This window comes from Devosia pacifica (genome assembly GCF_014652635.1).
GTDB lineage: Bacteria > Pseudomonadota > Alphaproteobacteria > Rhizobiales > Devosiaceae > Devosia > Devosia pacifica.
In genome coordinates, this window is record NZ_BMZE01000003.1 from 383,745 (window position 1) to 398,294 (window position 14,550).

A 14,550-nucleotide genomic window follows, 5' to 3' on the forward strand; every position below is an offset into this window, starting at 1 on the left:
CCAATGCGCGTCGAAGAGGTGGTGGCGCGGCTTAATGAATTCCCGCAAGCGAACCAGCAAGCCTTCGAGCGCGCGATGGCGGATTTTCGCGACGAACGACACATCGAGCTGGTGGTGCCAGCCTATGCGCTCGAGAATGGCGACTATCTGCTTCTCGACGGCAATCATCGCGTTTGCGCGCTTTTCGCCCTTGATGCTTCAGCCACCGTGCGGCTCAGAACACTCGTCGGCCCGATCGACCGCCGGATTCTCATCGACCTCAAGCATTGGGACGGAGGTTACAAGCGGTTCATTAATAGAATCCGACGGGGAACCAGCGCAGGTAAAGCTCATCAAGCGCGCCGTTCTCCTTGAGGCGCACCAGTGCCCAGTTCAATGCCTGCCGCACTTCATCGTCGCCCGCGGGGACGGCAATGCTCATTCCCTTGCCGAAAAGCTCCGGCCGAAAGTAGGGCTCGCCCGCAAAGCTGCAACAGGCCGTGTTCTCGTTAAGCCAAAACGACGCGCGCATGGCATCGCCAAAGTAAGCGTCCGCCTCACCGGCCTTCACTGCCTCGAGCGCAGCAATTTCGTCAGGAAACTCCTGGCGTGAAAGCCCAGGCAAATAGCGTTGGAGAAACTCTTCGTGACTGGTCCCCGCGCGCACTGCGACGGGCCCGGTGAGTGTTGACGGCTCGAACCCCGCTGCCGCTTCGGCACGGGTCACGAAACGCCCTGGCAGCATCAGGTAGACCGACGAAAAGTCGAAACGCTCGCCGTTGTCCACTGACATCTCGATGCCAGCGAGAAGTGCGTCCCCCTGGTTATCCGCCAGCGCATCGGCAGCCTGGCTCCATGGCCATGCCTGAAGCGTGCAAGGCACATCGACAAGACCGCAGATGCGCCGTGCCAGGTCGATATTGAACCCGATCAGATCACCCGACGGATCGCGAAAGCTGAAGGGCGGGAAATCCGACGTCGTCAGGAACCGGATCGCCGGCACGCTTTCCTCTCCCAACAGGATTTCGCGCGCGCTCGGATCCACATGATTTGGCAGGCTTTGCGCTACCGACGGCAGTGCCAGCGCCGTAAACAGCGCCAGCACCCAACCGAAGCGCGATACGCCGGCCATGCTGTCAAACCTGATCGAGCGCATACATAAGATCGGCGATCAAATCCTCGGGATCCTCGAGGCCGACAGACAGGCGCAAGAGGCCGGGACGGATGCCCATATCCAGCCGCACTTCTTCATCGAAACGCTGATGCGTTGTCGTTGTCGGATGCGTGATAATCGACTTCGCATCGCCGAGATTGTTGGAAATCAGGATGACCGCCAGCGCATCGGAGACCGCGAACGCATTCGCCTGTCCGCCCTTGACTTCGAAAGCCACAAGGGTCGAGCCGGTTTTCATCTGCCGTTGCCCGAGATCGACCTGCGGATGATCTTTGTGGTGAGGATAGAAAACCCGCTCGACCTTTTTGTGCTGCGCCAGAGCTTCAGCAATTTGCGCGGCGCTGCGGCTTTGCTTTTCGACGCGCAGTTCGAGCGTCTCCAACCCCTTGAGGAGGGTCCAGGCATTGAACGGGCTCATCGAGGGGCCGGTCTGGCGGATGAAAGTATGGATATCACCGCCGATCAGTTCCTGACTGCCGAGAATGACCCCGCCAAGCACCCTGCCCTGACCATCGATGTGCTTGGTTGCGGAATAGACGACGAGATCGGCCCCAAGCTCGAGCGGCGACTGGTTCATCGCCGTGGCAAAGACATTATCGATGATGACCTTGGCGCCATGCGCATGCGCGATCTCGGAAACGGCTGCAATATCGACAAGCTCGAGCGTCGGGTTGGTCGGCGACTCGAAAAACACCACCTTTGTTTCAGGCCGCATCGCATCGGCGAAATTCTGCGGGTCGCGGCCATCAACGAGCGTCGAGGTCACGCCCCAGCGCGGCAGATATTCCTCGATGACGTAGCGGCATGACCCGAATAGCGCCCGCGCCGCGACCACGTGGTCGCCGGCCCTGACCTGGCTCATCAATGCCGTAGTGACCGCTGCCATGCCGGTGGCGAGGCCGCGGGCCGCCTCGGCGCCTTCGATCAGCGCCATGCGGTTCTGGAACATCTCGACGGTCGGGTTGGAGAAGCGACCGTAAATATGGCCCGGCTGCCGGTTCTTGAACCGTGCCTCCGCATCGGCGGAGGTTTCATATACGAAGCCCGAATTGACGAACATCGCTTCCGAGGTTTCCCCGTGCTGGCTGCGCTCGGTACCACCATGCACCATCTGCGTTGACGCAGCGCGCCGTTTCGGATCGAAGAGCGGATTGTTCGACTTTGTCATCGGGGACCCTCACAAACAAAAAAACCGGCGCGAAGTGGCCGGTTCTTCGGTCGTTTAGCACTTTGGGCATGTGCCCACTCCGCCAAAGCGGAGCCGGATGGCTGCAATCTGACCGGCCAACTCACCATCCAAGCGCGATCTACGACCATTTCCAGCTTGGCGTCAATTGTGTGGGTTGGTATCGGAGGCAGGCTGAAAGGGGCAATGCATGAGCAATGACGGCTGGCCGAGCGGTCTTTATCCATCGCAGTTGATTGAAAGGCTGTTCGAGGAGGGCGCGATCACTGCCGCTTCGTCCCGCGACGATGACCAGATACAGCCGGCGAGCCTCGACCTGCGGCTCGGTGATATCGCCTATCGTGTGCGCTCGAGCTTCCTTCCCGGGCCACATCACTCGGTCAAGGACCGGATCGATGATCTCCGGCTGCACGAGATCCCGCTTGGACGGGGTGCCGTACTCGAGCGCGGGTGCGTCTATATCGTGCCGCTGCAGGAAGGTCTGCACTTGCCTCCCAATGTCAGTGCCTCAACGAATCCCAAGAGTTCCACGGGCCGGCTCGACGTCTTCACCCGCGTGATCGGCGATTTTGCGCGCAGCTTCGATCAATTGCCCGCGGGCTATGACGGCCCTCTTTATCTCGAGATCAGCCCCCGCACCTTTCCGGTGCTCGTACGCACCGGCTCTCGCCTCAGCCAGATCCGGTTCCGTTCGGGCCACAGCACCCTCGATATCGAGGCACACAGGACGCTGCATGCGGAGCAGGTTCTCGTCACCAACGCGACCCAGGAAGTCGGCAACGGCGTTTCGCTGTCCATCGATCTACACGGAAACGGGCGCGACGGATTGGTCGGCTTTCGTTCGAAGCGGCACACGGCCGTTGTCGATGTCGACAGGAAAGCGGCGCTCGACGTGCTCGACTTCTGGGATCCAATCATTACCCGCGGCCACGATGAACTCATCCTCGATCCCGACGAGTTCTACATTCTGGTGAGCCACGAGGCCGTTCACGTACCACCGGACCATGCAGCGGAAATGGTGCCGATCGATCCGCTGGTGGGAGAGTTCCGTGTGCATTACGCCGGGTTCTTCGATCCCGGTTTTGGGCACTCCGAAGCCGGAGGCTCGGGCAGTCGTGCAGTTCTTGAAGTGCGAAGCCGCGAGGTGCCGTTCCTGCTCAGTCATGGGCAGACTATCGGCCGGCTCGTTTATGAACGCCTGGCTGAACGCCCCCAAACGCTCTATGGATCGTCGCTCGGCTCGAACTATCAGGCCCAAAGCCTGAAGCTGTCGAAGCACTTCAAACCATATCCATAGCCGCGCCGGCAAAGGTGGCGTTTGAGATCGCCGCCGGAAGTTTGCGCTTGCGATAAAGCGAGACGCAATGGTAATCGAGACGACGCAGGCGGGTGTAGCTCAATGGTAGAGCAGAAGCTTCCCAAGCTTACGACGAGGGTTCGATTCCCTTCACCCGCTCCACTCTGCTTTCTCCTATACTTTCCAGCGCGCGAAAGTTCACTGGTCGCGCACTGATGCTGCTTGGGGTAAAAGAGCCCGCTCAAAGCCGGGGGCGTGTATTAGCCCTTCGTTAGGGTGGAATCCCTAAGTCTGAGAGCATGGCATGGATTGTTCCCAAAGAGATTGCGGCGCCGCCGCTCAGCATTGACCCGCAGCGTCTGGCTGCGCTTGAAGCGCTCGATATTATGGACACCCCGCCGGAACCTGAATTCGATCAGGTTACTGCGCTGCTCAAGATGATTTTCGACGTCGAGGTAGCGTTCGTTTCGATGATCGATGCGCACCGCGTCTGGTACAAATCGATCGATGGGGCGAGTGTTTCCGAGGCAGCCCTTGACGGAACGTTCTGCAGGGCGACCCTCGAGAGCGATGCCCCGGTGATTGTGCCGGATGTCGAGAAGGACTCCCGGTTCGAATGGTCCGAGAGTGCAGCAAAGGCTACCGACTTTCGATTTTATGCGGGCGTGCCCGTGAGGAGCGACGACGGACATATCGTCGGGACCCTGTGTGCGCTCGATACACAGCCACGTGCGTTCAGTGAGCGCGACCTAGACGTGCTGATACAGCTTTCGGGGCTCTTGACGCGCATCCTGCACCTCCGTCAGTTCGCGACGACCGATGCTCTTACCGGAGCGCTAAATCGGCGCGCCTTTCGTGAAGATGCAGTCAAGCAGATCGCTTTGGCGCGTCGCCACCGCCAGCCTCTGAGCTGCGTTTCGATCGATCTCGACCACTTCAAGACCATCAACGACACCTATGGCCACGCAGCAGGCGATCACGTTCTGGCTGGCACTGCCTCCTGTCTCAAGGCGGGCTTGAGGGAAACCGATCTGCTGGCGCGGATGGGTGGTGAGGAGTTTGTGGCGCTCCTTCCGCAGACCGATTCCTCGACAGCGCTCGAGGTGGCCAACAGGCTGCGCACGAGCATTGCCCGGCTTGGCTTTCCCGGCAGCCGTCCGCCCATTGCAGTTACGGCATCGTTCGGCACGGCGGGTTTAAGCGATGGCGAGGATCTCGATGGACTGCTCATGCGGGTCGATCAGGCGCTTTACGAAGCCAAACGCACCGGACGCAACCGGGCCTGCATTGCAGCTAACCCTGGCAACGCCAACCAGGTTCGGCGCCGCGTTCTCAAAGCTGCAACCATCGTCCTCGACAATGGGCGCTCGACGCTGGACTGCACGGTACGGCGCCTCTGGGATGGCGGTGCGGAACTGACGTTGCCGCTGCCAACCAGCGTTCCGGATAGTTTTCGGCTGGTCTTCAAGTCGAGCGATGAGAGCTATCCTTGCAGATTGACGGCGCGCTCCGCCGGAGCGATCGAAGCGACATTTGTCAGCTGAGTTGTCTTAAAAACCCTCGGCTGGGGTGACGCCGCTCAAGGCTCCGTCTCTGGTCGATACCGACGAGACGGGGGTGTGGTCCGACTTTGCCCAGTGGAATGGGTCAAAAAGCAATTCGCCCAGTGCGCGCAGAGTGGCCAGCGCCAGCAACAACCAGTAAAGCGGCAACGTCAATTGTACCCATAAAAGGCTGAAGCGCCGCAATCGCGAGAGCCCGGTAAACTGCGCGACGACGGCTGCGACATTGCCGAGTACGAAGAGCACGAAATAGCCCACCGCCCACAGCCATGCACTCGGCGAGACCAATGGCATATCGAGTGCGAGGCGCAGCACTGCCGTGCTGAAAAAGAAGACGTGCAGGATGGGTGCCAAGATCATGCCGAGCACAACAAGTTCGAAGAACAAGAAGCTACGCCAACCGAGATCACGCAGCAGAGCGCGCGGGCGCCGGTTGTGAACGATGAACGTCAGCATCCAGCCCTTGATCCAGCGTCCGCGCTGCGCCATCCACCCTTCGAGATCCGATGGAGCCGCTTCGAGCGTTCTGGTGATCAGGGTTTCGACGCGCATACCCTTGCGCGCCATACGAACCCCAAGATCGGCATCTTCGGTGACATTGAAGGCGTCCCAGCCGCCGATCTCGATTAGGCTCGAAACGCGGAAATGGTTCGACGTTCCGCCCAGCGGCACCGGCACACGCCAGCGCGCATGCGCCGGAAGGACGATGCCGAAGAGGGCTGCGTATTCGCCGGCAAACATCGCCGTCAGCCAATTGTCCTCGCCATTGTCGATCACAAGTTCGGCCTGGAGGCAGGCCAATTGCGGGTTGTCGCGAAACCGCAGCGCCGCGCGCCACAACTGATCAGATTGCGGACGATCCTCGGCATCAAAGACAACCAGATGCTCGCCAGTGACGAACGGCAGCGCGTAATTCATCGCCTTGGGCTTGGTGCGCGGCAAAGAATCCGGCACCACGATGAGCTCGAAACGCGGATCACGCAGGTAGGGCCGTACAGCCGCGATGGTCTCGGCAGAAGCCGACTCAACGAGAAACTTCACCTCGAGCTTTTCGGGCGGGTACTCCAGCCGAGAGATTGCGGAATAGAGCTGCGGGATCATCGAAGCCTCGTCCCGCAAGGGTAGCAGCACGCTGTAGCGCGGCAGCTCCGCGGCGTCCGGGCAGCGCCCGGCGGCGGCTTCGGCCTTGGGAACCTGTTGGAGGGCGAAAAGCCTGATAGCGGCGGGAGCGGCGACAATCATTAAGGCGACACCGCCGAGCAGCGGCTGCGAGACGAATGGGGCGAACGAGACGCCAAAGATCAGCGCCACCAGGAACACTGCGAACGACCATCGCACGAGGCCGCTCAATTCGAGATGCGCGCTGGCGTGCGGCCATTTTCGCGCGAGACGTTGCCGCGCCTCAAGCGTCAGCCTGCTTGCCGCCTGCTCAGCCATCGCCTCGCGCAGCTGGGCCGGCGGCATGATGCAAAAACGGTCCTTGAGGTATCCGGCGCCAGCCTCGACGCGCTTGCGCAAATTTAGCAATGTCTCGAAGTCGGGGGCGCAGACGTGAAACGTTCCGTCGGCCACATTGACGCGAAGCGCGGCACGGCGACCCAAATCCTCCAGATAGACGTGGTCGACCCCGCACGCAACGATGGCGGCACCCGCGCCAGAAAGCTCATGCCTACCCATTCAGCGGCCCGCTCCCAAACAATCTCGGGCGCAAGGCCCCGGCGGTGAATGCAGTACTCAAGCGGGTCGATCTCGAGCAGCAGCGCCGCCTCGAGGGCGTGACGCGCACCAGCGTCGTCAAGCTCCTCCTCACGAAGAATGACGCGGATCAGATCCAAAGCAGTCGACATCGTGCCCCCCGACCGGTCAGCCGGAACTCTGGGCAGGCCTAGACCTTGACCGGTTCCGGCGCGCCACGGAGCCCCCTCCGTGGCAGCCAGCATAGGCACACTTTATCGCAATGAGCTGATAATGGTGAAAAAAATCGCCTAGTTCGGCTCAAACCGGTGCGGATCGAACTCGTAGTGCGTGGAGCAGAATTCACACGTCACTTCGATTTTTCCGTCAACGACCATATCGTCACGCTCCTCCTTGGAGAAGCTGTTGGCCAGCATCCCCTCGATCCGCTCGGCTGAGCAGGTGCATCTCTCCTCGATCGTGAGAGGATCGAAAACCCGTACACCCGTCTCGTGGTAGAGCCTGTAGAGCATGCGTTCCGGTGACAGATCGGGGTCTGCCAGTTCAGAATCCTCAAGAGTCGCGAGCAGGGTCTTGGCACGTGTCCAATGGTCTGCCTCGACAAAGTCCGGATCAACCATGTCCGGGTTGTCGAAGTCGCCGTCGCCCGGCAGGTCCGGCATGGTATGGCCGCCATGATCCGGCAGATGCTGGATCAGCACGCCGCCAGCCCGCCACCGCGGTGTCGGGTCCCCACGCTGGCTGAGTTCGCCAACGGCAATCCGCACCAGGGTCGGGATCTGTTCCGACTGCATGAAGTAAGTGTGGGCGACCTCTTCGAGCGATTCACCCTCCAGCGCAACGATGCCCTGGTAGCGCTCCATATGCTCGCCCTGATCGATGGTCATCGCCAGATGGCCATGCCCAAGCAACTCGCCCGGACTGGTGCGCCCCGCCGCCATTGCGACATCGAGATCGGCCTGCTCGAAGCGGGCGTAGCCGCGCACACCGTCGGGCGCGTCGAAATCGACGACCAAGAGGTTCACCGGCCCATCGGTCTGTGTCTGCAGAATAAATCGGCCCTGGAACTTCAAGGAGGAGCCGACCAGCGACGCGAGCACAACCGCCTCGCCCAGCACACGCGCTACGGGCTCGGGATAGGCATGGCGCTTGAGGATGCGATCGAGCGCATCCCCGAGCCTGATGGCACGCCCACGTGTATCAAGCCCGTCCAGGGTGAACGGGACAACGGCGTCATCGCCGGTTTCGGCTCTGTCGAGGCCAAGGCTCGGGGTCTCTACCATAGTGTGCTCTCAAGGCTGGCACCCCCACGGCCAGCAACAGGCCGCACCGGAAGTGCGATTCAGAGGGATTCAATCCCGAACGCCCATGCCAGGATGGCCTTTTGGGCATGCAGACGGTTTTCCGCCTCATCGAGCACCACCGATTGCGGCCCGTCGATGACCTCGTCGGTCACCTCGTCGCCGCGATGCGCGGGCAGGCAGTGCATGAAGAGAGCGTCGGGATCGGCTTTGGACATTAGTTTGGTGTCAACGCGGTACGGTTTCAAGACCCGGCGGCGCTCGGCTGCATCCGTGTCGCCCATCGATACCCAGGTGTCCGTGATCACCAGATCCGCGCCGCTCACGGCTTCGTTCGGATCATTGATCAGTCGGGCATTATCGCCGGCCTTGGTGATGTCGTCCATCAGGTCCTTTTCGGGACTGTATTCTTCCGGAACCGCGATGGTCAGGTCACAGCCGAACAGTTCTGCAGCATTGACCCAAGAGTGCAGCACGTTGTTGCTGTCGCCGACCCATGCCACTTTCTTGCCTTCAATCGAGCCACGATGCTCCTCATAAGTCATGAGGTCCGCCATGACCTGGCAAGGATGGGCGCGACGCGTCAGCCCATTGATGACAGGAACACTTGCGCCGCCGGCCAGTTCAACGAGGTCCGCGTGGCTGAGAATGCGGATCATGATGGCATCGACGTAACGCGACATCACCCGCCCTGTGTCCTCGAGCGTCTCCTCGCGGGCCAACTGCATCTCATTGCCGGACAGCATGATGGTTTCGCCACCAAGCTGGCGCATGCCGACGTCGAACGAAACGCGGGTGCGCGTCGACTGGCGCTCGAAGATCATCGCCAGCACCTTGTCCTTCAACAATTGCGGCCGATTGCCTTGCTTGAGACGGCTCTTGAGCGCGTGCGCCATGTCCAGCATGCCGCGCAGCTGCTCGTGGGTGAAATCATCAAGATTGAGAAAATGTCTAGGCGTGCCGGTCATGGCTGTAATCTTCCTGTGACGCTTCAGGGCCGGGAGGCGATCAGTCGGCAGCGATTGTGCCGTCGGCTTCCCGATCTATGGCGGTGAAAGCCTCGGCCAGCTTTTCGATCGCCTGCTTGATATCATCTTCGGAGATGATGAGGGGCGGCAGCAAACGCAGGACGTTATCGCCGGCCCCAATCGCCAGAAGATGATGATCATCACGCAACCGCACGACGAAGTCTTTCACCGGCGGCTTGATCTTGATGCCGGCGAGAAGGCCCTTGCCGCGCACCTCGGTGATGTGGTGCGGAAACCGCTGCGCAAGCTGGCGCAGGTGCCAGTGAAGGCTTTGGCCGGCATTGTTGACGCTCTCGATGAAGCCCGGTGCAAGAATACGATCGAGCACGGCATTTCCGACAGCGCAGGCAAGCGGGTTGCCACCATAAGTCGAGCCGTGCGTGCCTGGCACCATCGCGGCCGCCACTTCGGCTGTCGCCAGGCAGGCTCCAAGGGGAAAGCCTGCTCCAATACCTTTTGCCACGGCCATGATGTCTGGCGTAATGCCGCTCCATTCATGGGCGAAGAACATGCCCGTACGGCCATAGCCGCACTGCACCTCATCAAGGATCAACAACATGCCGTGCTCGTCGCACAGCCGCCGCAGGCCCTGCATGAATTCCGGGGTCATCGCGGTGACGCCGCCCTCTCCCTGAACCGGTTCGATCAGGATGGCGCAGCTTTGCGGGCCAATCGCTGCCTTGACCGCATCGAGGTCACCTGGCGCGAGATGCTTGAAGCCCTCGAGCGGCGGGCCGAACCCTTCGAGATAACCGGGATTACCGCCGGCAGCGATGGCGCCCATGGTGCGGCCGTGGAACGAGCCATTGAACGCGATGATCTCGTAGCGATCCGCTTCGCCCTTCGCATAAAAGTGCCGCCGCGCTGTCTTGATGGCGCACTCGATCGCTTCTGTGCCCGAGTTGGTGAAGAACACCGCGTCAGCGAACGTGGCTTCGCATAGCCGACTGGCGAGCTTTTCCTGCTCGGGGATGGTGAAGGTGTTGGAGGTGTGCCAGACCTTTTCGGCAGCAGACTTTATTGCCGTCACAATGTGCGGATCGGCGTGGCCGAGCGCGTTCACCGCGATTCCGGAATGAAAGTCGAGATACTCAGTACCGTCCTGCGCGAACAGTCGCACGCCCTCGCCCCGCTCGAAAGCGAGTTCGGACCGGGCATACGTGCCATAAAGCGCAGACATTTTGAGTTCACCTTCTTCGGGTCGAGTGTTGCAAGGATGACTCACACAGCAAAAACCAGCGATGCAGCCACCAAAAAATCAAAAACGCGCTACCCTTTGGCGGCGCGTCCACGCCCTGAATAAGGGGGAATTTGCGCAAAAAGTCAATCTGGGGCGCAGCAAGTGCCTGAAGTGACTCTGGAATTTTTAACGCCGTTTTAACCATGGGTTTTCCCCGCCAAATTCGGCCCCGACTCTTGATCCCGATTCCGTCGGTAGCGTACTATTGAACTCGTTGGGGGCGCGATATATCGCGCGGCGGACCCCTGTAACACACGATATGTAGCTATCCGGGCTGCCGTGTCTGCGCGCAGCGCGAAGAAGGATTCTGTTTGCGATGGTTTCAGGAGCACAACCAATGGGCTGGACGGACGAACGCGTCGAACTCCTCAAGAGGCTCTGGATGGAAGGCCTCAGCGCCAGCCAGATCGCGGCAGAACTGGGCGATGGCGTCACGCGCAATGCCGTGATCGGCAAGGTCCACCGGCTCAAGCTTTCCGCACGGGCAAAGCCGACGAGTTCGACGCAGCGTTCGCGTCCGACACCGCGCGCCTCGGCACCGCGTCGATCCTCTGGGGTATCATCCTCCAGCGGCGCTGGCAGCACGGCGTCAATGGCCAATCGCCCGACACCGCGGCAGAGCATCATGCGCACCCACACGGTTGGCGCGACAGCCCTCGCCGCCACCCCCGAGGCCGAACCCGAGACATATCGGGCGCCGGTTCAGGAAATGCAGGTGCCGGAAGGCCAGCGCCTGTCTTTGCTCGAACTGAACGAACACACCTGCAAATGGCCGATCGGCGATCCGCTGAGCAAGGATTTCTACTTCTGCGGCCAGCATTCTGGCGAGGGTCAGCCTTACTGTGAGTTCCACTCGCGCCGGGCCTACCACCAGATGGAAAAGAAGAAGCGCTAAGCCGCTTCGCACCACCGGACTTGAATAAGGGGCGATGCATCATCGCCCCTTATTCTTTGCGCATCTATTCAGCCGGCGCTGTGTACTCCGCGTCGTCGGGCGCCTTTGGCATGAAGCGACCGACGAACCGACCAAACTGATCGATATAGGTCAGCATAACCGGCACCACGACCAGGGTCAGCGCCGTCGAGCTCAGCAAGCCGCCAATAACAGCGTGTGCCATCGGCGCATTCTGGCCCGTACCCTCGTGGATGCTGAGCGCCAGTGGCAGCATGCCGAAGATCATCGCCGTCGTGGTCATGATGATAGGGCGGAAGCGGATCGAGCCGGCTTCGACCAGCGCATCATAGAGGTTCATGCCGTCCCCGACGTGCTGATTGGCATTGTCGACCAGCAGGATGGCGTTTTTCACCACGAGGCCCATCAGCATGATGAAGCCGATCATCGAGAACATATTGAGTGTCGAGCCGCCGACCAGCAGCCCGAGCATCACGCCGATGAGGGCGAGCGGCAGCGACGCCATGATGGCGATGGGCTGCAGGAAGCTGCCAAACTGGCTGGCCAGGACCAGATAGATGAAGATGACCGCGAGCAGCAGGGCCGAGCCTGCAGCACCCGCTGTCTCGGCAAGCTGCTCGGCGTCGCCGCCCGACCCCGCCCGATAGCCCGGTGGCATATCGAGACTGTCGATAGCCGCCTGTACATCTCCGGTTACCGCCCCGAGTTCCACGCCATCAAGATTAGCGGTCACCGTCACCTGACGAGACAGATTTTCTCTCAGGATTTCGCCAGGGCCGGTCGACGGCACGATCTGGGCGACCTGATCGAGACGCACCATTTCGCTCGACCCCGTCACACCCGATTGGGTGATCGGAAGGGAGCCCAGCGCTGAGGCATCTTCTCTTGCCCACTCCGGCAACCGCACGGAGACCGTGTAGCTTTGCCCGTTGGGCGTCGTCCACTCCGTGACCTCTTCGCCACCGAGCATGGGCCCGAGAGTCGCTCCGATCTGGGTCAAGCTTACGCCAAGGTCGCTTGCCTGATCGCGGTCAATGCGAACGCCGATAACCGGTTGGGCGGCATCGAGGCTCGACTCCACATCAACGAGCCCCTCGACATCATCAAGCCGAGCGACGAGTTGGTCGGCATAGCGCTCGAGCGTGTTGAAATCATCGCCATAGAGCGTCACCGAAATGGGCGCTGCGACACCCTGGCCGAGCCCACCGGCTGCACCGACATTGTATTCGGCTCCAGGGATCGACGCGAGCATGCGCCGGACGGGCTGCGTCATGTCCTGCGGCGTGCGGGTGCGCTCTTCCGGCGGCACCATCGAGACCACGATGGTGGCCCGGTTGTCGCCCGTGGTGGTGCCGGCATTCAGTGTGGCGTAAGTGCCCTCGACTTCCGGCAAGCTTTGCAACAGGGCATCGACCTGGCGCACCTTGCTCGCGGTGTAGTCGATCGAAGAGCCTTGCGGCGTCTCAAGATCGACCTGGAACTCGCTCGTATCCGTTGCCGGCACGAACTCCACACCGACCAGCGGGAATACGAAGAACGTGCCGATGAACGACAACAATGCGACCGCCAGCGTCGACTTGCGGTGCTTGAGGCACCAGCGCAGCAATCCGCGATAGCCATGCGCGATCCGTTCGAACAACCGATCAAATTGGGCAACAGCGCGGCCGATTGGGCCTCGCTTCTTGCCGGGATGCGCATCCGGATCATACCACACGCTCGACATCATCGGGTCGAGCGTGAACGCCACGAACAGCGAGATCAGCACTGCAACTGAAACCGTAACGCCGAACTGCAGAAAAAACCGCCCGAGAATGCCTTCCATGAAGGCAACCGGCAGGAACACGGCAACGATGGACAATGTGGTGGCGAGAACCGCTAGGCCGATTTCATTAGTGCCTTCAAGCGCTGCCTGGCGGTGCGTCTTGCCCATATGCAAATGGCGCATGATGTTCTCGCGCACCACGATGGCATCGTCGATGAGGATACCGACCGCCAGAGACAACGCCATCAGCGTCATCATGTTGAGCGTGAAGCCGAGGAAGTAGAGGACGATCATCGTGCCGATGATCGAGATCGGCAGGGTTAGCCCGGTGATCACCGTCGAGCGCCACGAATTGAGGAAGACGAAGACGATCACCACCGCCAGGATGGCGCCTTCGATCAGCATGTTCTGGACGGCGTGGAACGAGTCCTCGACCGGCACCGCGTTGTCGCGAACAATTTCAAGCCGGACCGTCTCGGGCAGCTCTTCTGCCATCAGCTCATCGACGACGGCGCGGATCTCTTCAGCGACAGCGACGGTATTCGCACCCTGAGTCTTGACCACATCGATCGCCAGCGCCCGCTGACCATTGAGAATTGCCAGACTATCGGCTTCCGCCTGTCCATCCTCGATGATAGCGACGTCGCGCAGATAAACGGGTGCACCGCCCTGGCGGGAGACGACAATATCCAGGAACTCGTCCGCATCGGCGATCCGTCCCTCGATCTGGATGGACTGGACCTGCGTTCCCTCGGTGATCGAGCCTGCAGGAAGGTTCTGGTTCTCCTGACGCAGCGCATCGATCACCTGGCCCACACCAACGTTGAAGGCATTGAGGCGGTCCGGATCAATCAAGACGTTCAACTGGCGTGGCACACCGCCGACAACCGTTGCCCGGCCCACGCCAGCGATGTTGGACAGCCTGCTGACAATCACGTCTTCGGTCAGCGTCGTGAGATTGCGGGCCGTCATGGTGTCTGAACTGACCGCAAGCGAGACAACAGGAAGTTCTGCCGGATCGAAGCGGAGAACCTGCGGATCTCCGGCATTGTCCGGCAACGAAGCCTCGACAGTCGCCAGGCGGTCGCGCACGTCCTGGGCGGCAACGGCGGAGTCGACGTCCATGTCGAACAGGATGATCACCATGGCCTGGCCGGCCTGCGACGTCGATTGAATGGTATCGAGGCCGCTAAGCGTGTTCACCGCCTCTTCAATCGGCTCGACAACATCGCTTTCAACAGCCTCTGGCGATGCGCCAGGATAACTGACGACAACTGCGACGACGGGAAAATCCACATCGGGCAATTGTTCAATCGGAAGCCGTTGATAGGAATAAATGCCGAAAACCAGCAATGCCACCATGATCATGGTGGCAAAGACTGGATGATTTACACTGATACGCGTCAGAAACAT

11 protein-coding genes and 1 tRNA gene are annotated in these 14,550 nt (G+C 60.8%); 5 read left to right on the plus strand and 7 right to left on the minus strand.

The genetic code is table 11. From position 1 onward, the window contains the following. The first annotated feature begins 3 nt into the window (after positions 1 to 3). Positions 4 to 354 carry a hypothetical protein gene (locus IE127_RS14745; protein ID WP_189426473.1) on the plus strand — a complete coding sequence of 117 codons (351 nt, stop codon included), beginning with the start codon at positions 4 to 6 and terminating at the stop codon, positions 352 to 354. Here the strand turns inward: IE127_RS14745 and IE127_RS14750 are convergent. Further along, entirely contained in the window at positions 293 to 1,111 is an 819-nt protein-coding gene (locus IE127_RS14750) for a transporter substrate-binding domain-containing protein (protein WP_189426474.1), read from the minus strand. The genes IE127_RS14745 and IE127_RS14750 overlap by 62 nt on opposite strands. A gap of 4 nt (positions 1,112 to 1,115) precedes the next feature. Beyond that, entirely contained in the window at positions 1,116 to 2,321 is a 1,206-nt protein-coding gene (gene metZ, locus IE127_RS14755) for an O-succinylhomoserine sulfhydrylase (protein WP_189426475.1), read from the minus strand. A gap of 208 nt (positions 2,322 to 2,529) precedes the next feature. Here metZ and IE127_RS14760 point away from each other — a divergent pair, with 208 nt between their 5' ends. From IE127_RS14760 to IE127_RS14770, 3 genes are all read left to right on the plus strand, one after another. Next, positions 2,530 to 3,636 carry a 2'-deoxycytidine 5'-triphosphate deaminase gene (locus IE127_RS14760; protein ID WP_189426476.1) on the plus strand — a complete coding sequence of 369 codons (1,107 nt, stop codon included), beginning with the start codon at positions 2,530 to 2,532 and terminating at the stop codon, positions 3,634 to 3,636. Positions 3,637 to 3,724: 88 nt separating this feature from the next. Beyond that, positions 3,725 to 3,798: transfer RNA gene (locus tag IE127_RS14765), tRNA-Gly, on the plus strand. Positions 3,799 to 3,935: 137 nt separating this feature from the next. Next, positions 3,936 to 5,180: a sensor domain-containing diguanylate cyclase gene (locus IE127_RS14770; protein ID WP_189426477.1), complete on the plus strand. Its 1,245-nt coding sequence runs from the start codon at positions 3,936 to 3,938 to the stop codon at positions 5,178 to 5,180. Positions 5,181 to 5,186: 6 nt separating this feature from the next. On the opposite strand, the gene IE127_RS14775 is transcribed toward IE127_RS14770, so the two are convergent. The 4 genes from IE127_RS14775 to IE127_RS14790 form a co-directional block, all read right to left on the minus strand. After that, complete coding sequence (locus IE127_RS14775) at positions 5,187 to 6,875, minus strand: glycosyltransferase (RefSeq protein WP_189426478.1); 1,689 nt, start codon at positions 6,873 to 6,875, stop codon at positions 5,187 to 5,189. A gap of 308 nt (positions 6,876 to 7,183) precedes the next feature. Next, positions 7,184 to 8,176: an Hsp33 family molecular chaperone gene (locus IE127_RS14780; protein ID WP_189426479.1), complete on the minus strand. Its 993-nt coding sequence runs from the start codon at positions 8,174 to 8,176 to the stop codon at positions 7,184 to 7,186. Positions 8,177 to 8,235: 59 nt separating this feature from the next. Further along, positions 8,236 to 9,162, minus strand: a complete 927-nt coding sequence (argF, locus tag IE127_RS14785) for an ornithine carbamoyltransferase (protein ID WP_189426480.1) — start codon at positions 9,160 to 9,162, stop codon at positions 8,236 to 8,238. 40 nt (positions 9,163 to 9,202) lie between these two features. Then, a complete protein-coding gene (locus IE127_RS14790; RefSeq protein WP_189426481.1) occupies positions 9,203 to 10,402 on the minus strand; it encodes an aspartate aminotransferase family protein in 1,200 nt (399 codons plus the stop codon). A gap of 397 nt (positions 10,403 to 10,799) precedes the next feature. Here IE127_RS14790 and IE127_RS14795 point away from each other — a divergent pair, with 397 nt between their 5' ends. After that, a complete protein-coding gene (locus IE127_RS14795) occupies positions 10,800 to 11,357 on the plus strand; it encodes a GcrA family cell cycle regulator (RefSeq protein WP_189426482.1) in 558 nt (185 codons plus the stop codon). 64 nt (positions 11,358 to 11,421) lie between these two features. Here the strand turns inward: IE127_RS14795 and IE127_RS14800 are convergent, their stop codons facing one another. Continuing rightward, complete coding sequence (locus IE127_RS14800; RefSeq protein WP_189426483.1) at positions 11,422 to 14,550, minus strand: efflux RND transporter permease subunit; 3,129 nt, start codon at positions 14,548 to 14,550, stop codon at positions 11,422 to 11,424.